Here is a 20,600-nt window from a genome sequence, read left to right on the forward strand (position 1 = left end):
ACGGCTCAGGGCGCGTCGGCCGCCGACGGCGGCTGCAGCAGGCCCAGCCGGGTCGCCTCGTAAACCGCCTCGCTTTTGGAATGCACCGCGAGTTTGGTGTAGAGGTTCTTGATGTGGGACTGGACGGTGTGCACGCTCACACTCTTGAGTTTTGAAATTTCCGCATAGGAAAAGCCGCGCGCAATCAGTTCCAGGACTTCCTGCTCCCGCACGGACAGCAGCGCACGGCCGGGGCCAGCGGCAGCCGTCTCGCCCGCGCCGCGTACCCCCGCTCCGGCCGCCGCAGCGGCGGGGGCCTGATCGACCAGGTGCAGCGCCCGGTACTTGGCCAGCACCCGGCGCGCGATCATCGGCGAGATCGGCGAGGCGCCGTCCTTCATCTCCAGAATCGTGTGCGCAATGTTGTCCGGCGTGAAATCCTTCTGGATGTACCCGAGGGCACCGGCTTCGACACTGGACAACACACTGTCTTCGTCACCGAACATCGAAATCACCAGCGCCTCGCACGCGGGCCGCAAACGCCCGGCCAGCCGGATCAGGTCCAGCCCGTTGCCATCGGGCAGCGCCAGGTCGGTCAGCAGGATGTCGATGACCTGGTTCTGGTCCTCGATCAGCGCCCGGGCTTCCTCGAAGGTGCCCACGCCAGCGACCAGGTGCAGCTGCCCACAGCTAGAGACGCTGTCCGCGAAGAAGTCCCGCGTCGGAACATCGTCTTCAACAATCAGTACGCGCCATTCGGGCATGGGTGAAATCTTTGGAAGGGGCTGCACAGCAACCGATGATAAGGGCAGGCCTGAGGGGGCAGCAGGCGTGAAACCCGCTTGCGGCTTGCGCGGCGGCCTCCACTGTCAACGCTGGAGGTGCCGGCGGCAATCCCCCGTTTATGGGGCTGGCCGCGCTTGACCGCCGGCGCCTTCCGACGATTGAAAGGAATACAGGCTGTTTGCCCTTTTCAGACGGACGCCCTCAGCTCTTTTTTTGATAGCAAACCTGCACCCTACAGCACGGTTTCGAGGTAGGTATAAATGTAGTTGGAGCCGCCGTTGACGTTGCCCAGCAGACGTGAGGCGCCAAAGATCCCGGAACGGTGCGACACGCCGAAGCCGAGATAGGTGTTCTTCAGCGCGCGCGAACCGACCAGGTCGCCCAGGCTGACGTCAATGCTCGGGTCCAGGTAGTTGAGCAGCCGCGAGGTCTGGCGCCCACGCGCCGCCTGGCTGCTGGACTCGGTGTAGGGCACACGCTGTGCGAGCGACACCCCGATGCCCAGGCCGAGCCGGGTCTTGACGCGGTCGCTCCACGGAAAGCCGTAGTAATAGGCCTTCATGAAGGCGTCGAGCTGCAGCCCGTTGGGCGCCAGCCCGCGGTCGTCGTGCTGCAACAGGCCGACATAACCAACGATGTCCAGCGGCCAGCCATTGAGCTGCTCGATGAAAGGCTTGCCGATCTGCACGCCGGCGATGCGTGTCGAGTTGACCTTGGCCGTCGAAGCGCAGGTCAGCGTGATGATCTTGGCCAGGTGGCAGCCGTCTTCCGTGGACTTGCCGTACAACACCTTGACATGGGTGGGTGAACTTTCCTCGGCCCAGTGTTGCTTGTGGGTGCCGAAATCGTAGGCGGCGCCGAGGAACACCGCGGTCTGCGCCGACCTTCCGATAATCGGGCTGGCCTTGACCTTGCCGTCCAGCACGGTCCGGCTGATGCCGCCCAGCAGGCGCCATCCCTCGCTCAATTCATAGGTCCCGTACAGGCCCAGGGTGGTGTTGATGCCGCTACCGGGCTCGTAGGCAGGCCGGGTGGCCGTGGCTTCGCCGGGCCGCACGCCGTAGTAATAGTTGTTCAGCCTGGCGTTACGCGCCGACACCGTCAGGCTGGGGCGCAGCGCCAGCCGGCCGGAGCGCCAGTCGTAGCTGTAAGACAAACGCAGTTCGCTGCCCTTTGAAAAGCGGCTGACATCCTGCAGATATTCGGCCTGCAGCGTGCCCCAGGGCTGGCGGTAGCGGTAGGACACGCCGGCGTCCAGTCCGGAGCCGCGCTCGGCCATGCCGGCCAGGCTGGACGGAAGGCGGTCGTCGGCATAACCTTCGAAGCGCTGGTCAAGAAAAAGATCGACGCGCTGCGTTTCTTCGTCGAACAGTTTCAGCCCGGCGCGGCTGCCATGCAGAAACACGCGTTTGCCTTCGTAGAGGTACAGCGGCAGCAGGTCATAACGCGTGCCGCCGTCCACATAAGGCGATTGCTCGGCGCGCACGGCGAAACCCAGGCCCGCGCTGCCAGGCGCGCCGAGCAGATCGCTGAGGGGGTCGGTGTTGGCATGGGCCGGCAGTGGCGCCAACCCGCCAACTGCCAGCAGGGCCGCACCCAGCAGCGATTGCAGGCGGATCATTACCGGGGCGTTGTTTTTAAGGTGCTTGGAGCTCATGACGACGCCCTGTGGTTGGCAAAGTTCGATCCTAGCCAACAATGCGCACTCGCGGCAGCACACGCCGGCAAACAAGGCAAGCGCCTACACGGCGCCAGGGCGCCGGTTGACAAAAAGCGTTGTTTAAAAATGCATCTGCCCGGCCTGTTCGAAAGGCAGGCCAGGCAGAGGGTAGGCCCAGGGTTCTAAAACGGTCATACCCATTTTAGAAACGCAAACAAACACGAATGGCCTGGATGTTGAGGTTGTAAAAAATCCGACTGGAAATTTTGGTTCTGTCGCCATAGGGTCCTGTCGCAATAACCCACGAATGGTGGGACCCCAAGAGGCATGATGAAAGCACTTTGCAAAGATGCAGTTCAATGCACGTTTTCAACCTTCAGGCCTTGCAGCAACACTCCCAGCCCGAGCGCAAATGTGCGGTCGAATTCAGTCGGCACGAAGTACTGACCTGCCTGGTACACAAGCGGGTGCTGCTGCTGCACGTCCGCTTCGCTCATCGGGTCAAGCGATGAGGGGCCTTGGGCATAACCGCTGGTTTCGTCCAGGGTAGCGCCCAGCACGTAGTAGCCCAAAGCGCGAAACCCCCGCGCCGCGCCCTCTGCCTCCAAACCCGCGTCGTAAAAACAGTCCAGCACCTCTGCCATGAAGCCAACGCCCGTGGCTGAGTTCCAGCGGTGCAAAGCCATCCAGAGATAAAAGCGCGGGTATTGCCGTGCCATCGTGCGCCAGCTCTGCACCAGCGCACGCAGGCGTTGGGCCGGCGCATGGTCTTTGGGAGGGACGGACAAGGCGCCGAGCAATCGGTCTACCAAGGCGTCCAGAAGGTGCGCCTTGCTGGGGAAGTGGTAATAGATGCTCATGGCCTCGCAGCCCAGGCGTTCACCCAGTTTTCTGGTCGTAAATGCGTCCAGACCCTGCGCTTCAATCAGCGCCAGTGCCTCGCTTTCAATGCGCTCACGGTGCAGTGGTACGCGCGTGCCACGCGGCTTTTTCTCGGCGAGGTCCTTCGCAGTACTTTTACGGGATTTCGGGGGTTGGGCGCGCGTGGATGCCATAAACAGAGTGTCGCTCAAAAAATTTATTTTTTATTCTTACGATGTACGTTTTACAGTGTAAGGTAACTGCTTTTTACGTCCACTCGCAAGGAGCTTTTATGCCTGTTACCTCTGTCACCGCATCGGTGCTGGTGCTTCTGCTCGCAGCACTTTCCATCAACGTTTCGCGCTTGCGCATACGCTACAAGGTCAGTTTTGGATTTGCACAACACAAAGACCTTGAAGTCGCAATCCGGGCGCACGGGAACACCCTGGAGCAGGCGCTGGTGTTTTTGCCGTTGTTACTTTTGGCCGAAATGCAGCAACCGGCTTTGCCGTGGCTCGGCGGCATGGGACTGGCTTTTGTCTGCGCCCGCCTGACACATAGCGCAGCCGTTTTCTCACGCCAGCTGCGCCTGCGCCAACTGGCCCATATGGTCACCCTGGGTTTGCAACTCGCTCTTGCGTGCAAGCTGCTATGGGTACACCTGCCATGAGCCCGCGTATTGGCGACTGGCAAGCGGGCGGCAGCTTTGCCACCATTGGCACACACCGTTATTTTGTTCGCCGCGGTGGCTCGGGGCCGGTGCTGCTGCTACTGCACGGCTACCCGGTGGGCTCTTACGACTGGCACGCCATCTGGCCGCATTTGCAAGCCCACTTCACCCTGATTGCACCCGACATGTTGGGCCACGGATTCTCCGACAAACCACCCAAGGGCGACTACTCGGTCCAGGCCCACGCGGCGCTGCACGACGCGCTCCTGATGCAACTTGGGGTCGCTGAATGCCACATCGTTGCGTTCGATCTGGGTGTGAGCGTGGCGCAGGAGATGTTGGCCCGAAGGCTGGAGCAGCCGCAGCGCAGCTGGCCGCGAATTAAATCGCTGGTGCTCCTGAACGGTGGCCTGTGCCCCAAGGCCTACCAACCCCGTTTGATTCAGCGCCTGCTGGTTTCCCCAATGGGGGGCTGGATCGCCGCGCGTGTCAATCAGCGCCTGTTTGAGAAACCCATTTCCCGCATGTACGGCGACACGCCTGCGCCAAGCAAAGAATTGCTGGAAGACTTCTGGGCCTTCGTGAATCTGGGCAACGGGCGACAGGTGGCCCACCGCGTAGGGGCTTTCTGGAAGTCCCGCATGGCGCACAGTGAGCGCCTGATCGGCGCGCTGCTGCACTCCGGAGTGCGCTTGCGATTGATCAACGGCGCAGCAGACCCCAATTCCGGGGCGCACATGGTGCGCGCGTTTCTGCGACACCAACCCCAGGCCGATGTGGTGAGCCTGAAAACACTGGGTCACTGGCCCCACATACAAGACCCGGTCACGGTAGCACGGCACCTGTTGACGTTTGTGAAAGGAGGTGCACAGGCTGTTGTGTTGTGATGCACCGAGTCGTGATGTGACCACGGAACGTCCAGCTGCGACAGAGCCACGTGACCGGGACTGCAGCATTGGCTCGAACAAACCGAGTCCAGTCTCAGAATTTAGAAGAACGGGCATGCTCTCCCTGAGTCCATGGGAACGGTCACAACCCGGTACTCACCAATCATTGTTTACATTTTGTCGAACTGCGCTACAACAATTTCCAACACGGAATTCAATCAGAAAACGTAAACAAGAAAAAAGCCATCCAAGTCAAAGACTTGAATGGCTCAAATACTAATCCCACTAGGTGTCAGAACGGGATGTCGTCGTCCATGTCGTCAAAGCCGCTGGCGGCCTTGGTCGGTGCAGGCGCGGGTGCACGGGGGGCCGGCGCCGGCGCACGCGGCGCGGCTGCCGGTGGACGAGAATACTGGCGTTCGCCACCATCGCCGTCACCGTCGCCGCCGGGCGAACCCATGCCTTCGCGGCTGCCGAGCATCTGCATTTCGCTGGCGATGATGTCGGTGGCGTATTTCTCGACGCCGTCCTTGTCGGTGTACTTGCGCGTTTTCAGGCGCCCCTCGATGTAGACCGAGCGGCCTTTCTTGAGGTATTCACCGACGATTTCAGCCTGGCGGCCGAAAAAGCTGACACGGTGCCATTCGGTCTCCTCGACCATTTCACCGGCCTTGTTCTTGTACTTGCTGCTGGTGGCCAGCGCGATGTTGGCCACGGCGTCGCCGCTGGGCAGGTAACGCACTTCGGGGTCGCGGCCCAGGTTGCCGACGAGAATGACTTTGTTGACGGATGCCATGGCATGTTCTCCTAATTTTTCACAGTTTAACTGGCTGCGCGGCCAGGCCGGCATCCGGGGTGGCGGCATGACGACCGGGCGCCCGCATGGGCCAGGCCACCACCAGCCACAGCAGCATGAGCCCGCCGCAGGCCGCAAACAGGGCTTGCGCGCCCGCGGTTTTGGCCAGCCAGCCGCCCAGGGCGCCGCCGGCGAAAAACCCGAGCGACTGCAGCGTGTTGTAAACCCCGAGCGCCGCGCCGCGGGAATGGGCCGGCGCCAGCCGCGACGCCAGGCTGGGCTGGCTGGCTTCAAGCACATTGAAGCCGCAAAAAAACAGGAACAGCAAGGCGCCCAGCACCGCCAGGCTGGGGCTGCCCTGCATCGCCGCGCCCATCAGTCCGAACTGCACCAACATGATCAGGCCCACCGCGGCCAGGAACACGGCGCGCAGGTAACCGCGTTTTTCCAGGGGGAACAGCGTGAGCCCCATCACCAGGAAGGAGGCCAGCACCGCCGGCAGGTAGACCTGCCAGTGGCTGTCCTTGCCCAGCCCGGCCTGCACCAGCAGCGCGGGAACCGCCACCCACATGGCCAGCTGGACGGCGTGCAGCACAAACACGCCGACATCGAGCCGCAGCAAGGCCGGGTGTTTGAGGACTTCGGCGAGACTGCCGCGCGGCCGGTTCACATGCTGCGCCGGCTCGGGCGGCACCCACCAGATCACCACCGCGATGCCGGCCAACGCCAGCAAACCGGTGAAAGCAAACAGCCCGCCCAGGCCGACCTGTGCGGCCAGCAGCGGCGCCAGCACCAGGGACAGCGCAAACATCAGGGCGATGCTGGCGCCCACCAGCGCCATGGCCTTGGTGCGCACCTCGTCGCGCGTGGTGTCGGCCAGCAGCGCGGTGACGGCGGCCGAGATGGCGCCGGCGCCCTGCAGCGAACGGCCCAAAATCAGCCAGTTCAGGTCGGGCGCCCAGGTGGCGACAAAACTGCCCAGCGCAAACACCAGCAGGCCAAACACAATCACCTTCTTGCGGCCCAGCCAGTCCGAGGCCATGCCAAAGGGAATCTGCAGCAGGCCCTGGGTCAGGCCGTAAATGCCCATGGCCAGGCCGACACGCGCCGGGTCGTCACCGCCCGGGTAACGCGCCGCCTCCAGCGCAAACACGGGCAGCACCAGGAAAAGCCCAAGCATGCGCAACGCAAAAATCGAGGCCAACGACGCGCTGGCGCGCCGCTCGGTCGCGGTCATGGGGAAGGAAGGCAGGTCGGGGCGGGTTGTGGACACGGTCGGGCCATGAAAATTGGGTCGGGGAAGCTGGCCGTCTAGCCACGGCCGAAGCCTCTATTGTCTTTGAAACGGGCGCCGGGCCGGACGCCCCGTCATGCGTACAGCAGGAAACGGGCCAGCCCGACCGGGCGGGAAGGCCATGGAACACCATGAAAGCCCCATGCCAGGCCGCGTCAGTGTTGCGCGAAAAAGCGGGCAATCTCGTCGTTCACGACGGCCGGATGGGTCACCGGCCCCATGTGCCCCAGATCGGGAAATACCCGCGCCGTGACGTCCGGCAGTACCTCCGTCAACAGCCTGGCAACGCCCAGCGACGAAGCCGGCGAGCGCGCGCCCGTCATGTACAGCACGGGGATGTCGAGTGACCGGAACAGCTGCAGGGGGGTGGCATCGCCGAACAGGGCGCTGGCCCAGCCGCGGACATTGACCATGGCGGCGGCGATCGGCGCCTGCCGCGCCTCTGGCATGCTGTCCCAGGCGCCCGGCGCCATCCAGTAGTCGATGAAGCGCCGGGCCGCCGCCCCCGGGTCCCCGGCGTCTATCGCGCTCGCCGCGTCCGCTGCGGCGGCTCGGATGCCGTGAGCGGCGTCCCCGCCCGGCGCTTCTTCCTCCAGCAGCGAGAACAGCGTGGACTCGTACAGGGCCATGGCGCGCACGCGCCCCGGATGCGCCATGGCCGCCACCAGCGCCACCGAGGCGCCATAAGAATGGCCGACCAGGAAAAACGGGTCGCCCGCCAGGGCCAGGACCGGTTCGAGCAACGCCACCTCGTCCCGCAGCGACACCGCACGCCCCGCCGGCCAGGCGGGGCTCTTGCCGGCGCCCAGCGCGTCGGGCGCCAGCACCCGGAAACGCCCGGACAGCTGGTCCATCAACCCGCGCCATTGCGACGAGCTGCTGGCATTGGAATGCAGGCACACCACACCCGGGCCGGCGCCGGCTTCACGGAAAAACGGACCCTGGTTGTGCATGGCTGCGAGCTTAACGAATCATGCGCGGTCCGCCCGGCAGCGCTGCCGAGACGATGACAAACTCCCCGGGCACGCGGTAACCCGGACCATGGCGCCACGGCGCGATGGCTTCCAGATAACGCCTGCGCACCCGTTCCCGCACGACCTCATCAAAACGCGCCCAGGCCAGCGCCACCGGGCCGCCGACAAAAGCCGCATCGCAGGCCTGCCCGGCATCCGCATAGGCCAGGGTGGTGGTGAGGCGGTGTTCGGTGACGTCCCCGAATCCGGCGTCTGCACACAGGCGCGCCAGCACACCTTGCTGGCCGAGGCGAAAAAACAGCGGGCAGACCTCGCTGGCCACTTCCGCATCGACGATGGGAAACACCGGCGCCCATCCGCAACGTGCGCGCTCTCCCCACACGGCCAGCCCCAGCCGCCCGCCCGGCCGCAACACCCGCCGCATCTCGCGCAGGGCCTGTTCCGGCTCGGGCATGTACATCAGGCCAAGGGCACACAGCGCAACATCGAAACCGGCGTCCGGCAAGGCCATGGCCTCGCCGTCCATGCGTGCAAAACGCGCCTGGGGTAGCCCGCATTCGGCGGCGCGGCAGGCGGCGGCCTCCACCATCTTGCCGGACAGGTCGATGCCGAGCACGCCGCCGCGGTCGCCGACGGCACGCGCCGCATCGAGGCTGACGAGGCCGGTGCCGCAGGCCACGTCCAACACCTGCTCGCCCGGCCCCGGCGCCACCTGCGCCAGCAACCCGGCCCGGGCAGCGGCCAGCTGCGCCTGCCAGAGCGCTTCATAGTCGCCGGCCGCCAGGTCCCACCCGTAGCGCTGAACGCGCCGCTGCAGCCTCGGCTCCATGCTCAGCGCCGCGTGACGACCACTTCGAGGTATTCGCTGGGCACGACCAGCGCGCCCGGGCCGGCCCGGTTCAAGCCGTTGAGCAACCCGGTCATGTCGGCTTCCAGTGCCTTGGCCTTGTCTTCTGCCAGCGCGGCAAAAGCCTTGTGCACCGGCCCGTACCAGGTGCGGAAGACCTCGATGAAATGCGCTGCCGACCGGTAACGGAAGTTGAAATGCCGGGGCGTCACGGCGATGGCGGCCGCGGCATCGCCAAAGAGTGAACGCAGGTGCGCCTCGACGCCCCACAGCGAGGGCGGCTGCACCCCCGGGGGTGGCGGCAGATGGCGCCCGAGTGTCTTGAACAGCTGGCCGATGAACCCTTCCGGGGTCCAGTTGGCCAGGCCGATCCGTCCGCCGGGGCGGCACACGCGCGCCAGCTCCGACGCCGCCCGGCCGTGGTCGGGGGTGAACATCACGCCGAAGGTCGACAACACGGCGTCGAAGCTGCCATCGGCAAACGGCAACGCTTCCGCATCGGCCGCCTGGAACTGCACCGCCAGGCCTTCGGCGCGTGCACGTTCGGCGCCGCGCTCGAGCAGGGCGGCAACATAGTCGGTCGAGGTCACGCTGCAGCCGCGGCGCGCCGCGGCGAGCGTGGCGTTGCCGTTGCCAGCTGCCACGTCCAGCACGCGCTCGTCCCAGCGCAGGTCGCAGGCTTCGGCCAGTTGTTCTCCCACCAGCTGCAGGGTGGTGCCGATCACGGCGTAGTCTCCGCTGGCCCAGGCGGTTTGCTGGCGTGTCTTCAGGGCATTGAAATCGGTCGGTGCGTTCATGGTGTCTCCTTGAGTGGGTCGAACGCCGAAGTGTCCGGCGTGCACGGGGCCGGCGTCCTGTCAGCGCGTCGCCGATGTTTGCCCCGGCGTCCGGTTCTTGCCACCGGATCGACTCGCTCTGGCCCGGCGTCCGCCATTGCTGACCATTCGTCCGGCTGGTTGCATGGCGTTACTACATCACACGCCTTGGTGCAGGCCGGTCCCTAAAATTCATGACCGAAGATCTCTCAGGAGGCACCCATGACCAGTCAGGACATTGCGGCGGCATTGCAGCGGGTGGAATCGGTATTCCACCGCCGCCCCGAGGCGGCATTTCACGACGATGCGCCCGGCACGGTCCGCTGGGAAAGCGGCCTGCGCCTGGTGGCCACCCATGCCAACGGCAAGCAGGTCCTGACCGACATGCCGGGCGAGTTCGGCGGCACCGGCGACCAGGTGTCGCCGGGCTGGCTGGTGCGTTCCGGCCTGGCGGCCTGCACGGCCAGCTGCATTGCGCTGGCCGCCGCGCGCGAGGGGATTGAACTGCAAGCGCTGGAAGTGACGGCCAGCAGCCGCTCGGATGCACGCGGCATGCTGGGCATGGCAGATGCCGACGGCCAGGCCGTGTACCCCGGGCCGCACGACGTGCAGATGCATGTTCGCATCTCGGCGCACGGGGTCTCCGCACAGCGGCTGCGCAGCCTGGTGGAAGACAGCAACCGCCGCGCGCCCATGACGTCCGCCTTCAAAAATGCGCTGCCGGTGGCCTTGCACATCGAGGTGGGGGACGCATGATGGATGCCCTGTCGGAAACGCTGCGTGTCGTGCACCTGACCGGCGCGATTTTCATCAACGCACGCTTCACCGCACCCTGGTGTTACCAGTCGCCCAGCGCCAGCACCGCCGCGCCTTTTCTCGAGCCCGGTGCCGGGCGTGTCGTGATTTTTCACCTGATCACCGAAGGCGAGTGTTATGTCGAGCTGGGTGACGAAGCGCCGCTGCGCCTGACGGCCGGTGACGCCGTCATCTTTCCCCAGGGTGACGCCCACCGCATGGCCTCCCAGCCCGGGCTAGCGCCGGCCAGCGGGGCGCGCCTGGATGTGGTGCTGGCGCGCCGGCCGCGCCAGCTGGCCTACGGCGGCGGCGGCCCGGTCACGCGCCTGGTGTGCGGTTACCTGGCCTGCGATGCACGCCTGGCCGGCATGCTGTTGGCGGGGCTGGCGCCGCTGGTGCGCGTCAATGTGCGGGGCTCCAACGCAGGCATCTGGCTGGAGGCGTCGGTACGTTATGCGCTGGCCGAGGCGCGTTCGCCCCGGCCAGGCGGCGCCGGGGTGCTGGCCAAGCTGGCCGAAGTGCTGTTCATCGAGGTCCTGCGCCTGTACATGAACGAACAGGGCGAAGGCCGCACCGGCTGGCTGGCCGGTGTGGGCGACCGGGTGGTGGGTGCCGCCCTGAATGCGCTACACCAGCGTCCCGCCCACGCCTGGACGCTGGACGAACTGGCCCGCACCGCCAATACCTCCCGCTCGGTGCTGGCCGAACGTTTTCAGCTGCTGGTGGGCAGCTCCCCCATCCAGTACCTGACGCAGTGGCGCATGCAGCTGGCCTCCAACCTGCTGTGCCGCAGCAACGCGCCCATGGCGCGGATTGCCGAGGAAGTGGGTTACCAGACCGACACCGCCTTCAGCCGGGCGTTCCGGCGCCAGTTTGGTGCACCACCCGCCGCCTGGCGCCGGGACCAGCTCGCGCGTCTTTCCGCCCCCTGACCCCACGGCGCGAAAAGCCCGGCAGCAGTCTATGATGGAGGGTTTTGCGGCGCCCCTATACAGTGAACTCTTCCACCGACGGCCAATACCTCGCTCCCACCGCCGCTGAAGGCCGCGTGGCAACCGAGCCTGATACCAGCCGCTACCTGGCCCAGGCCCTCGCGGCGCAGCGCATCAGCATCCGCGGCGCGCGTACGCACAACCTCAAGAACATCGACCTCGACATTCCGCGCAACCAGCTGGTGGTGATCACCGGGCTGAGCGGCTCGGGCAAGTCATCACTGGCTTTTGACACGCTGTACGCCGAAGGCCAGCGCCGTTATGTGGAAAGCCTGAGCACCTACGCGCGCCAGTTCCTGCAGCTGATGGACAAGCCCGATGTGGACATGATCGAGGGCCTGTCGCCGGCGATTTCCATCGAGCAGAAGGCCACCTCGCACAACCCGCGCTCCACCGTGGGCACGGTGACCGAAATCCACGACTACCTGCGCCTGCTGTTTGCGCGCGCCGGCACGCCCTTTTGCCCCGACCACGACCTGCCCCTGCAGGCGCAAAGCGTCAGCGAGATGGTCGACCATGTGCTGGCGCTGCCCGAAGACACCAAACTGATGATCCTGGCGCCGGTGGCGCGGGAACGCAAGGGCGAGTTCGTCGACGTGTTCGCCGAGATGCAGGCCCAGGGGTATGTGCGTTTTCGCGTGGACGGCACGGCGTATGAGTTCGACGAGCTGCCCAAGCTCAAGAAAGCCGAAAAACACAACATCGACGTGGTGATCGACCGCCTCAAGGTGCGGCCCGACATGCAGCAGCGCCTGGCTGAAAGTTTTGAAGCCGCACTGCGCCTGGCCGACGGCAAGGCGCTGGCGATGGAAATGGATTCCGGCCAGGAGCATTTGTTCAGCGCGAAGTTTTCCTGCCCGGTCTGCAGCTACTCGCTCAGCGAGATGGAGCCGCGCCTGTTTTCTTTCAACTCGCCGGTGGGCGCCTGCCCGAGCTGCGACGGCCTGGGCCACATGGAGTTTTTCGACCCGGTCCGTGTGGTGGCCTTCCCCTCGCTGAGCCTGGCCAGCGGCGCCGTCAAGGGCTGGGACCGGCGCAATGCCTATTACTTCGCCATGCTGGAGAGTCTGGCCAAACACTACAGCTTCGACATCGACACCGCCTTTGAAAAGCTGCCCGAGGCGGTCCGCCAGGTGGTGCTGCACGGCTCGGGTGAGGAAGACATCAAGTTCAGCTACGTGATGGAGTCGGGCCAGTCGGCCGGCCGCAAGGTCAGCAAGAAACACCCGTTTGAAGGCGTGATCACCAATTTCGAGCGGCGCTACCGCGAGACCGACTCGGCAGCGGTGCGCGAGGAACTGGCGCGTTACCGCAGCCTGCAGCCCTGCCCGGAGTGCAAAGGCACGCGCCTGCGCCGCGAGGCGCGCCATGTCTACCTGGTGGGCAGCACGCCGGCCGACGGTGGCCGCGCCAGCCGCAAGGCGATTTACGAGATCAGCAACACCACGCTGCGCGAGAGTTTTGACTACTTCAACACCCTGGTCATGGACGGCGCGAAAGCCGAGATCGCCGGCAAGGTGGTGCGCGAGATCGGCCTGCGCCTGAAGTTTCTCAACGACGTGGGCCTCAATTATTTGAGCCTGGACCGCAGCGCCGAGACGCTCTCGGGCGGCGAGTCGCAGCGCATTCGCCTGGCCTCGCAGATCGGCTCGGGCCTGACCGGCGTGATGTATGTGCTCGACGAGCCCAGCATCGGCCTGCACCAACGCGACAACGACCGCCTGATCGGCACGCTCAAACACCTGCGCGACATTGGCAACAGCGTGCTGGTGGTCGAACACGACGAGGACATGATCCGCGCAGCCGACCATGTGATCGACATGGGGCCGGGCGCCGGCATCCACGGCGGACGCGTGATGGCGCAAGGCAGCTACGAGGACGTGCTGGCCAACCCCGATTCGCTGACCGGCAAATACCTGTCGCAGGTCCTGAAGATCGAGGTGCCCAAGCACCGCACGCCGTGGTTGCCGACGGTGGTGAAAGCCCCCTACCGCGACCCCAAAAAGCCGTCGAAGTTTGCGCCCAGTGCGGCCGGCGTGAAACGCGCCGCGCGTGAAGCCGAACACCTGCTGACCCAGGGCGACCTGCAGGCCATCAAGGTCATCCACGCCAGCGGCCACAACCTGAAGAACGTCAGCGTCGATTTCCCGGTCGGCCTGCTGACCTGCGTGACCGGCGTGTCGGGCTCGGGCAAGTCCACGCTGGTCAACGACACGCTGTACGCCGCCGTGGCGCGCACGCTGTACCGCGCGCACGAAGAGCCGGCGCCACACGAAAGCATCGAGGGCATCGAACATTTCGACAAGGTCATCAATGTGGACCAGTCGCCGATCGGCCGCACGCCGCGCAGCAACCCGGCCACCTACACCGGCCTGTTCACGCCGATCCGCGAGCTGATGGCCGAGATGAACACCGCACGCGAACGCGGCTACGGCGCCGGGCGTTTCAGTTTCAACGTGGCCGGCGGGCGCTGCGAGGCCTGCCAGGGCGACGGCGTGGTCAAGGTCGAGATGCACTTTCTGCCCGACGTCTACGTGCCCTGCGATGTCTGCAAGGGCATGCGTTACAACCGCGAGACGCTGGAAGTGCAGTACAAGGGCAAAAACATCGCGCAGATCCTGGACCTGACGGTGGAAGACGCCGCCGAGTTCTTCAAGGCCGTGCCGGTGATTGCGCGCAAGCTGCACACCCTGCTCGATGTCGGCCTGTCTTACATCAAGCTCGGCCAGGCGGCGACCACGCTGTCGGGCGGCGAGGCGCAACGTGTCAAGCTCGCGCTCGAGCTGTCCAAACGCGACACCGGCCGCACGCTCTACATCCTCGACGAGCCGACCACCGGCCTGCATTTTGCCGACATCGACCTGCTGCTCAAGGTGCTGCACCAGCTGCGCGACGCCGGCAACACGATTGTCGTGATCGAGCACAACCTCGACGTCATCAAGACCGCCGACTGGCTGATCGACATGGGGCCCGAGGGCGGCGCCGGCGGTGGCATGGTGGTGGGTGTGGGCACGCCCGAAGACATCGCCGCCAACCCGGCCAGCCACACCGGGCGTTACCTGAAGCGGCTTTTATAGAAAAAGAGCCGCAGCCCTTGATGGATGGGCGTAAACAGCTATTGTTTTTATAGCATTCACAAGGAGCCGTATGTCGTCGATCACCCTGCGTTTTCTGGCCGAACCGAGCACCATCAACTTTGGCGGCAAGGTCCACGGCGGCACCGTCATGAAGTGGATCGACGAAGCCGGCTACGCCTGCGCCACGCGCTGGGCCAAGCGTTACTGCGTCACGGTGTCGGTCGGCAGCATCCGCTTCCAGCGCCCCATCATGATCGGCGACCTGGTGGAAGTGCAGGCGCGGCTGGCCTACACCGGCAGCACCAGCATGAACATCGCGGTCGAGGTGCGCGCCGGCGACATGAAGACCGGCCAGATGGAAGTCATCACCGAATGTGTGGTGGTGTTTGTGGCGGTGGATCCGAACGGAAAAACCATTCCCGTGGAAGCCTGGCTACCCGAAACGCCGGGCGACATCGCCCTCGCGCAGCATGTGCGCACCCACCTGAACGCCGCACGCGCCGCGCTGCCGGGCGTTTGATGCGGCCCGCCGTCCTGAGCGGCCGCGACCTGGCGGCCGCCCTCGTGGTGGTCGTGGTCTGGGGCGTCAACTTCGTGGTCATGAAATTCGCGCTGCGCGACTTCACGCCCTTCCAGCTGGGCGCCGCGCGTTATGTGTTTGCCGTGCTGCCGCTGCTGCTGTTTGTCCGGCCGCCCGCCATCCCGTGGAAATGGCTGGTGTTGTACGGCCTGTTCCAGGGTGTCGGGCAGTTCGGCATCCTGTTTCTCGCGCTGAAAGTCGGCATGACGGCGGCGCTGGCCTCGGTGTTGCTGCAAACCCAGGTGTTTTTCACCGCGCTGTTCGGCTTTGTGCTGCTGCACGAACGCGCCAGCCGGCCGCTGCAGGCCGGCATGGTGCTCGCGGCGCTGGGCCTGGCTTGTTTTGCGCTGAACTACCTGACACCGGCCGCCGGCGGCGTTGCCGCCGCCACCACGCTGGCGGGTTTTGTGCTCACACTGGGCGCCGCCGCCATGTGGGCCATGTCCAACATCGTGGCGCGGCACGTGCAGCAGGGCGGGACGGCCTACTCGCCGATGGCCTTTGTGGTCTGGAGCAGCCTCTTTGCCATCCTGCCCTTCATGCTGCTGTCGTTGGTGTTCGACCCTGAAGCGACGCGCTGGCAGTGGACCCAGGCCCGCGCCTCCAGCTGGCTGGCCGTGGCCTACCTCGGCTGGGTCGCGACCATCCTGGGTTACAGCCTGTGGACCGGCCTGCTTAAGCGCCACCCCGCCAACCGCGTCGCGCCCTTCAGCCTGGGCGTGCCGGTGGTGGGCCTGACCACCGGCATGCTGGTGCTCGGCGAAGCCATCACGCCCTGGCAGTGGGCCGGCATCACCCTGGTGGTGGCGGCGCTGGCCTGCGTGATGGTGGGCGGGCTGATCAAGCCGCGCTGAGACGCGTCGCCCCGGCGGCTGGCTGGCTGAAATGCGCGGCCAGCAGCTCCAGCGCATGCCGCACCTTGGCGGGCTGCTCGCCGCGCCGCGGCGTTACCGCATACACCGGCAGATCGGCGAGTTGCCAGCCGGGCAGCACCGGCAGAAGGCGGCCGTCGGCCAGCGCACGGCGGTCGTCGTCACTGACCACAATGCTGATGCCCCAGCCCGCCACACACAAGGCGTGCAGGGCGGTCACCTGCGTGGCCTGCACCCGCCCCTGCATGCGCACCGTCTGGTGCTCGCCGTCCGGGCCCTGCAAGTCCAGCAGTTCGCCGCCGGCCGCGCCGGGCCGGCCGCCCAGCCAGTCGTGTTGCAGCAGGTCTTGCGGCTGGGCCGGCCAGCCACGCCCGGCCAGATAGGTCGGCGATGCGCACAACTGCCGCTTCATGGTGCCGAGCTTGCGCGCCACCAGCGTTGAATCCGCCAGCGCACCGACGCGCAGGGCGATGTCCACGCGCGCAGCAATCAGGTCGATCACCGCGTCGTCCAGCAGCAGGTGCAGCGCCAGCTTCGGGTGGGCGCGCAGGGGCGCAAGCGCCGTGGCAAGCAGGCCGCCAAAACCGATGGGCGCCGCCAGCCGCAACTCGCCTTCGGGCTCGTCACGCAGACGCGCCAGGGCCTGCTCGGCCGAGCGCGCCGCGGCCACCATGGCGGCACAACCCGTGTGGTAACGCTCACCGGCTTCGGTCAGCGTGAGCCGCCGGGTGGAGCGGTGCAGCAAGGCCAGGCCCAGCGACTCCTCGAGCTGGCGCAAATGCTGGCTGACCGCCGACGGTGTCATGCCCAGCTGGCGCGCCGCAGCCGTCAGCGAGCCCGCGGCCACCACCTCGGCAAAAATCGCCATGCGTTTATAGGGGTCCAGTTTTGGCTCTATTGGTTAGTTGAGCTTCACAGTATTAGCGATTTTTGCCGTCTATTCAATTGTTTATGAAGAAATCAGACTACAGGCTTCTTCAATCACTCTGGAGTTTTTCATGAAGATCGCATTGATTGGCGCCACCGGCTTCGTTGGCTCCCCCGTCCTTTCCGAGCTGCTGGGCCGCGGCCACCAGGTCACCGTGCTGGCCCGCACCCCGTCCAAGCTGCCCGCCCAAACAGGCCTGACCGTGGTGAAAGCCGACGCGCTGGATGCCGCGCAGGTCGCCCAAGCCGTCGCCGGCCATGACGCCGTGATCAGCGCCTACAACCCCGGCTGGAGCGAGCCGGCCATCCACGACCTGCACCTGCAGGCCAGCCGGGCCATCGTGCAAGGCGTCAAGGCAGCAGGCCTCAAACGCCTGCTGGTGGTCGGCGGCGCCGGCAGCCTGTATGTCGCACCCGGCTTGCAGCTGGTGGACACGCCCGAGTTTCCGGCCCAGTACAAACAGGGCGCGCTGGCGGCCCGCGAGGCCTTGAGCGAACTCAAAAAGGAAACCACGCTGGACTGGAGTTTTGTCTCGCCGCCGATCGCCCTGGCACCGGGCGAGCGCACCGGGAAGTACCGCGTCGGCGCCGACGACCTGCTGCCCGGCCAGGGCGGCCAGCCGGCCGGCATTTCAGTGGCCGACCTGGCCGTGGCCATCGTCGATGAAATCGAGACGCCGCGGCATGTGCAGAAACGGTTTACCGTCGCTCATTGAAGCAAATCGGTCTTCAGCCCTTTAAAAAAGGGCGCTGACAGCTACCAAAAATATAGCAAACCAACCCGCTGCGACGCCTGCAAAAACCTGCAGCAATGCAGCGCGGCCTTTTACAAAGGCCGGCGGTGGGCGAAACGAACCACGGTGACACCGGCGCGGGCCTGGCGCACCGAAGGCATCACCAGCACACAGTCGTCGTACGGCGTGGTCACAGGCTCGCTATCGTTCCAGCCAATCACGGTGCCGGCGTGTTCTATCAGCTCCAGCCCCTGGAAGGCGTGGGTAAAACGGAACCGGTCGTTGCGCGCCACCACCGGACCGGTGACTTCCAGTACCCACTGGCGCGGGGCATCTCCTTGCAGCCAGCCCGGCAGGACGCGTTGCAGGGACGCCTCGTCCAGCACCCCGGCGGCCAGCAGGAAACGCACACACATGTCCTGCGCCACCACGCGGCTGCCCAGGTCGCCATGAAAGCCGCATTCCAGCAGGAGCGAACAGGCCACGTCCTCGCCCTGCGGGTTGAGTTCTCCAAAACGGCCGAAGTCGCGCATGCGCACGCCGTCCTTGTGCCCGGCATCCACCACCACGTGGCCGGGTGCGCGCAGACGGCGGGCCAGCGCCAGGTTGCGTGGCTGCATGCCGGCCAGCAGCAAGGGGGCGGCGCGTTCGTGCATGGAGTGCAGATCCAGCAGCCAGTCGGCCTGCTCGACAAACGGCCTGAGTTCTGCAACGCGGCGACGTTCCAGCGTGGTGCCACTGGCCATGCGACTCACCAGCCATTGGCGATTCATGTCCTCATCGACAAAACGCGAGGCGTCGTGATCGGCGGGGTCAAAGCGGTCAAAGGCCGCCAGGTTGCACAAGGCCAGTGTCAGACTGCCGCGTTGTGGCCGCAAACCGGCTTCCAGCAGCCCCTTGATCGCCCACGCCCCGCACAACTCGTTGCCATGCACCAGCGCGCTGATCATCACCGCCCGCCCGCTTTGCCCGGAGTCGAAGTGCCAGACCCCTTCCACACCGGTGTTGCCGGCGCGCCAGGCAGACAGGTCGGGCACCTGCAGTTCAAAAGCCGGCGCTTCAGTCATTCGTGATCCTCGCGTGGTCGATGATCTTCTTGTACTTCTCGGTTTCTGCATTGAGAAACTGGGCCAGATCGATGTTGGCCGGCGCCAGGGTGGAGCCGCTGTCTTCCAGTTTCTTGCGCAGCTCGGGCGACTGCAGGGCTTCGGCAAACGCCTTTTTCAACCGGGCCAGCACGGGCTCAGGCAGTTTGGCAGGCCCCATCAGCGCAAACCACACGCCGATATCCACCCCCTTGAGCTTGAGGTTGTCTGCCAAGGGGGCAATATCGGGCGCCACGGCAGACCGCCTGGCCTCGGTGATGCCCAGCGCAGTCACTTTGCCGCTGCGGATATGCGGCAGGCCACTGGACAGCACAAACACGCCGAAGTCGATGTTGTTGCCCAGCAGATCACTGGCCAGGGGCGCCACGCCGCGGTAGGGAATGTGGGTCATGAACAGGCCGTCCTTTTCCTTGACCATCTCGCCGGCCAGATGCAGGGCCGTGCCCACGCCGGAGCTGCCGTAGCTGAACTTGCCGGGGTTCTTCTTGACCAGGCTGAGAAACTGCTCCACGGTCTTGACGCCGGACTTCTGCGAGGCCACCAGCACCATGGGCTGCGAGGCGATCATGCCAATCGGCGTGAAATCCTTGATCTGGTATTTCACTGCGGGGGAAACCAGCCGGCTGATGGCGATTTCGTTGTTGGCCCCCACCAGCAGGGTGTAGCCGTCGGGCAGGGCGTTGACCACTTTCTGGGCGCCGATCGCGCCGCCGGCACCGCCCACGTTCTCGATCACCACCGGCACGCCCAGCCGTTTGGAAAGTTCATGCGCCAGCGTCCGGCCCGTCAGGTCGGTGCTGCCGCCGGGTGGGTAGCCGACCACGATGGTGATCGGCTTGGCGGGGTAGCCATCGGTCTGGGCCGCCGCGGGAACGGGCACCAGCAACGACAGGCTGGCGAGGACAGCAGCGCAACGCAGGATATTCAAAGTGGCCATGGCAAATCCTTGGGTGTAATGGTGAGCCCATTCTCGGCACCACGCATTCTGGATTTGTGCCGAAAAAGCACAATCTCGTGCTTTTTCGGCAAGCCACCGGCTAACCGGTTTCCAGCCTGCGCCAGATGTTTTCCGCCAGCGGGCCAAGCCGCCGCTTGGGGCGGTAGATACGCGCCTCAAACCGTATCTCCAGCCGCTTGTCCCCCACACAGGCGAGTTGCCCGGCCTTGACCGCGCCGGCCACCATGGCCCACGGCAACCAGGCCACGCCCAGGCCCTTGAGCGCATATTCAAACAGCGCATCGGCCGAATCACACTCCACCACACGGCGCAGGTCAGGCGCGTCCGGATGGTTGGCGAGGTGGTCTTCCACCAGCCGGCCCAGGGCCAGTGTGCCGGCATAGGCCAGATACGCAGTGGACTGACCTGGCTCGAAACGGTGTTTGGCCTGGCCATGGGCATTGGTGCGCGTGACGGGAACCAGCCGGTCCTGCCCCAGGGTCAGGTGGCTGTACTGCCGGGCGTTGAGCTGCACCGCCAGCAGCGGGTGGTGGTAAGTCAGCATGAAGTCGGCGTCGCCGCGCTCAAGCAACTGGGCCGTCTCGGCCAGCGCCCGCGTCAGGACGCGAAACTCGCCTCCGGCCTGCGTCAGCAAGGGTTGCAGCTTGGCCAGCCAGTCGGCCACCAGCGTGCGCGCCAGCGTACGGCCCGTCGCCAGCGTCACGACACCCTGCTGGCGCCCGGCCACGCCGAGCAAATCTTCGCGTGCATGGCCGAGGCTGCGCATCATCTGCTGGGCATTGTCCAGCAAGCTGGCACCGGCGGCGGTCAGGGTGACCGGGCTGCTGCCCCGCTCAATCAGCGGCGTGCCGGCCCAGGCTTCCAGCGCCTTGATGCGCCGGCCAAAGGCCGGATGGGTGACATTGCGCGCCTCCGCCGCACGGCTGAAATTGCGTGTCTGCGCCAATGCAACAAAATCTTCCAGCCACTTGGTTTGCATGGGGCTCGGCT

The 20,600-nt window shown here is 65.6% G+C and carries 20 protein-coding genes; 8 read left to right on the plus strand and 12 right to left on the minus strand.

Annotated elements, in window-relative coordinates:
* Positions 1 to 5: 5 nt before the first annotated feature.
* The 3 genes from AAG813_RS09400 to AAG813_RS09410 form a co-directional block, all read right to left on the minus strand.
* Positions 6 to 743 (minus strand): response regulator transcription factor, encoded by a 738-nt coding sequence (locus tag AAG813_RS09400; RefSeq protein WP_341914213.1) that lies wholly within the window; start codon positions 741 to 743, stop codon positions 6 to 8.
* Positions 744 to 997: 254 nt separating this feature from the next.
* Entirely contained in the window at positions 998 to 2,422 is a 1,425-nt protein-coding gene (locus AAG813_RS09405) for a MipA/OmpV family protein (protein ID WP_341914215.1), read from the minus strand.
* Between the two features lie 359 nt (positions 2,423 to 2,781).
* Complete coding sequence (locus AAG813_RS09410) at positions 2,782 to 3,498, minus strand: TetR/AcrR family transcriptional regulator (RefSeq protein WP_341914217.1); 717 nt, start codon at positions 3,496 to 3,498, stop codon at positions 2,782 to 2,784.
* 80 nt (positions 3,499 to 3,578) lie between these two features.
* Here AAG813_RS09410 and AAG813_RS09415 point away from each other — a divergent pair, with 80 nt between their 5' ends.
* Positions 3,579 to 3,956 carry an MAPEG family protein gene (locus AAG813_RS09415; RefSeq protein WP_341914219.1) on the plus strand — a complete coding sequence of 126 codons (378 nt, stop codon included), beginning with the start codon at positions 3,579 to 3,581 and terminating at the stop codon, positions 3,954 to 3,956.
* Positions 3,953 to 4,843 carry an alpha/beta hydrolase gene (locus AAG813_RS09420; protein WP_341914221.1) on the plus strand — a complete coding sequence of 297 codons (891 nt, stop codon included), beginning with the start codon at positions 3,953 to 3,955 and terminating at the stop codon, positions 4,841 to 4,843. The genes AAG813_RS09415 and AAG813_RS09420 overlap by 4 nt, the downstream gene beginning before the upstream one ends.
* 292 nt (positions 4,844 to 5,135) lie before the next feature.
* On the opposite strand, the gene ssb is transcribed toward AAG813_RS09420, so the two are convergent.
* The 5 genes from ssb to AAG813_RS09445 form a co-directional block, all read right to left on the minus strand.
* The gene (gene ssb, locus AAG813_RS09425) at positions 5,136 to 5,639 is read right to left on the minus strand and encodes a single-stranded DNA-binding protein (protein WP_341914223.1); all 504 of its coding nucleotides are present in this window, start codon (positions 5,637 to 5,639) and stop codon (positions 5,136 to 5,138) included.
* 19 nt (positions 5,640 to 5,658) lie between these two features.
* On the minus strand, positions 5,659 to 6,876 hold the full coding sequence (locus tag AAG813_RS09430; RefSeq protein WP_341914379.1) for an MFS transporter: 1,218 nt from the start codon (positions 6,874 to 6,876) through the stop codon (positions 5,659 to 5,661).
* A 212-nt stretch (positions 6,877 to 7,088) separates the two neighbouring features.
* Positions 7,089 to 7,886 (minus strand): alpha/beta hydrolase, encoded by a 798-nt coding sequence (locus AAG813_RS09435; protein WP_341914225.1) that lies wholly within the window; start codon positions 7,884 to 7,886, stop codon positions 7,089 to 7,091.
* Between the two features lie 10 nt (positions 7,887 to 7,896).
* A complete protein-coding gene (locus AAG813_RS09440; RefSeq protein WP_341914228.1) occupies positions 7,897 to 8,736 on the minus strand; it encodes a methyltransferase domain-containing protein in 840 nt (279 codons plus the stop codon).
* A 2-nt stretch (positions 8,737 to 8,738) separates the two neighbouring features.
* The gene (locus AAG813_RS09445; protein ID WP_341914230.1) at positions 8,739 to 9,551 is read right to left on the minus strand and encodes a class I SAM-dependent methyltransferase; all 813 of its coding nucleotides are present in this window, start codon (positions 9,549 to 9,551) and stop codon (positions 8,739 to 8,741) included.
* Positions 9,552 to 9,791: 240 nt separating this feature from the next.
* On the opposite strand from AAG813_RS09445, the gene AAG813_RS09450 reads away from it, so the two are divergent.
* From AAG813_RS09450 to AAG813_RS09470, 5 genes are all read left to right on the plus strand, one after another.
* Positions 9,792 to 10,325: an OsmC family protein gene (locus tag AAG813_RS09450; RefSeq protein WP_341914232.1), complete on the plus strand. Its 534-nt coding sequence runs from the start codon at positions 9,792 to 9,794 to the stop codon at positions 10,323 to 10,325.
* On the plus strand, positions 10,322 to 11,296 hold the full coding sequence (locus AAG813_RS09455; protein ID WP_341914234.1) for an AraC family transcriptional regulator: 975 nt from the start codon (positions 10,322 to 10,324) through the stop codon (positions 11,294 to 11,296). The genes AAG813_RS09450 and AAG813_RS09455 overlap by 4 nt, the downstream gene beginning before the upstream one ends.
* A gap of 116 nt (positions 11,297 to 11,412) precedes the next feature.
* Positions 11,413 to 14,433: an excinuclease ABC subunit UvrA gene (gene uvrA / locus AAG813_RS09460; RefSeq protein WP_341914380.1), complete on the plus strand. Its 3,021-nt coding sequence runs from the start codon at positions 11,413 to 11,415 to the stop codon at positions 14,431 to 14,433.
* Between the two features lie 70 nt (positions 14,434 to 14,503).
* Positions 14,504 to 14,953: an acyl-CoA thioesterase gene (locus AAG813_RS09465; protein WP_341914236.1), complete on the plus strand. Its 450-nt coding sequence runs from the start codon at positions 14,504 to 14,506 to the stop codon at positions 14,951 to 14,953.
* Positions 14,953 to 15,867, plus strand: a complete 915-nt coding sequence (locus AAG813_RS09470) for an EamA family transporter (RefSeq protein ID WP_341914239.1) — start codon at positions 14,953 to 14,955, stop codon at positions 15,865 to 15,867. The genes AAG813_RS09465 and AAG813_RS09470 overlap by 1 nt, the downstream gene beginning before the upstream one ends.
* On the opposite strand, the gene AAG813_RS09475 is transcribed toward AAG813_RS09470, so the two are convergent.
* A complete protein-coding gene (locus tag AAG813_RS09475) occupies positions 15,854 to 16,753 on the minus strand; it encodes a LysR family transcriptional regulator (protein WP_341914241.1) in 900 nt (299 codons plus the stop codon). The genes AAG813_RS09470 and AAG813_RS09475 overlap by 14 nt on opposite strands.
* A 130-nt stretch (positions 16,754 to 16,883) precedes the next feature.
* Between AAG813_RS09475 and AAG813_RS09480 the strand changes: the two genes are divergently transcribed.
* On the plus strand, positions 16,884 to 17,528 hold the full coding sequence (locus AAG813_RS09480) for an NAD(P)-dependent oxidoreductase (RefSeq protein ID WP_341914243.1): 645 nt from the start codon (positions 16,884 to 16,886) through the stop codon (positions 17,526 to 17,528).
* Positions 17,529 to 17,638: 110 nt separating this feature from the next.
* On the opposite strand, the gene AAG813_RS09485 is transcribed toward AAG813_RS09480, so the two are convergent.
* From AAG813_RS09485 to AAG813_RS09495, 3 genes are all read right to left on the minus strand, one after another.
* Positions 17,639 to 18,613, minus strand: coding sequence for a succinylglutamate desuccinylase/aspartoacylase family protein (locus tag AAG813_RS09485; protein WP_341914245.1), 975 nt, complete (start codon positions 18,611 to 18,613; stop codon positions 17,639 to 17,641).
* Positions 18,606 to 19,589, minus strand: a complete 984-nt coding sequence (locus AAG813_RS09490; RefSeq protein WP_341914247.1) for a tripartite tricarboxylate transporter substrate binding protein — start codon at positions 19,587 to 19,589, stop codon at positions 18,606 to 18,608. The genes AAG813_RS09485 and AAG813_RS09490 overlap by 8 nt, the downstream gene beginning before the upstream one ends.
* Positions 19,590 to 19,689: 100 nt before the next feature.
* Positions 19,690 to 20,589 (minus strand): LysR family transcriptional regulator, encoded by a 900-nt coding sequence (locus AAG813_RS09495; protein ID WP_341914249.1) that lies wholly within the window; start codon positions 20,587 to 20,589, stop codon positions 19,690 to 19,692.
* Between the last annotated feature and the right edge of the window lie 11 nt (positions 20,590 to 20,600).

This window comes from Polaromonas sp. YR568, assembly GCF_943371715.1.
GTDB lineage: Bacteria > Pseudomonadota > Gammaproteobacteria > Burkholderiales > Burkholderiaceae_C > Polaromonas.

Excerpts from the sequence above, each read along its gene's own strand:
- AAG813_RS09450 (WP_341914232.1), top strand. The coding sequence starts at position 9,792 with ATGACCAGTCAGGACATTGCGGCGGCATTGCAGCGGGTGGAATCGGTA.
- AAG813_RS09485 (WP_341914245.1), bottom strand. The coding sequence starts at position 18,613 with ATGACTGAAGCGCCGGCTTTTGAACTGCAGGTGCCCGACCTGTCTGCC.
- AAG813_RS09470 (WP_341914239.1), top strand. The coding sequence starts at position 14,953 with ATGCGGCCCGCCGTCCTGAGCGGCCGCGACCTGGCGGCCGCCCTCGTG.
- AAG813_RS09495 (WP_341914249.1), bottom strand. The coding sequence starts at position 20,589 with ATGCAAACCAAGTGGCTGGAAGATTTTGTTGCATTGGCGCAGACACGC.
- AAG813_RS09405 (WP_341914215.1), bottom strand. The coding sequence starts at position 2,422 with ATGAGCTCCAAGCACCTTAAAAACAACGCCCCGGTAATGATCCGCCTG.
- AAG813_RS09475 (WP_341914241.1), bottom strand. The coding sequence starts at position 16,753 with ATGGCGATTTTTGCCGAGGTGGTGGCCGCGGGCTCGCTGACGGCTGCG.
- AAG813_RS09455 (WP_341914234.1), top strand. The coding sequence starts at position 10,322 with ATGATGGATGCCCTGTCGGAAACGCTGCGTGTCGTGCACCTGACCGGC.
- AAG813_RS09400 (WP_341914213.1), bottom strand. The coding sequence starts at position 743 with ATGCCCGAATGGCGCGTACTGATTGTTGAAGACGATGTTCCGACGCGG.
- AAG813_RS09430 (WP_341914379.1), bottom strand. The coding sequence starts at position 6,876 with ATGACCGCGACCGAGCGGCGCGCCAGCGCGTCGTTGGCCTCGATTTTT.
- AAG813_RS09420 (WP_341914221.1), top strand. The coding sequence starts at position 3,953 with ATGAGCCCGCGTATTGGCGACTGGCAAGCGGGCGGCAGCTTTGCCACC.
- AAG813_RS09435 (WP_341914225.1), bottom strand. The coding sequence starts at position 7,886 with ATGCACAACCAGGGTCCGTTTTTCCGTGAAGCCGGCGCCGGCCCGGGT.
- AAG813_RS09440 (WP_341914228.1), bottom strand. The coding sequence starts at position 8,736 with ATGGAGCCGAGGCTGCAGCGGCGCGTTCAGCGCTACGGGTGGGACCTG.
- AAG813_RS09445 (WP_341914230.1), bottom strand. The coding sequence starts at position 9,551 with ATGAACGCACCGACCGATTTCAATGCCCTGAAGACACGCCAGCAAACC.
- AAG813_RS09415 (WP_341914219.1), top strand. The coding sequence starts at position 3,579 with ATGCCTGTTACCTCTGTCACCGCATCGGTGCTGGTGCTTCTGCTCGCA.
- AAG813_RS09490 (WP_341914247.1), bottom strand. The coding sequence starts at position 19,589 with ATGGCCACTTTGAATATCCTGCGTTGCGCTGCTGTCCTCGCCAGCCTG.
- AAG813_RS09480 (WP_341914243.1), top strand. The coding sequence starts at position 16,884 with ATGAAGATCGCATTGATTGGCGCCACCGGCTTCGTTGGCTCCCCCGTC.
- AAG813_RS09465 (WP_341914236.1), top strand. The coding sequence starts at position 14,504 with ATGTCGTCGATCACCCTGCGTTTTCTGGCCGAACCGAGCACCATCAAC.
- ssb (WP_341914223.1), bottom strand. The coding sequence starts at position 5,639 with ATGGCATCCGTCAACAAAGTCATTCTCGTCGGCAACCTGGGCCGCGAC.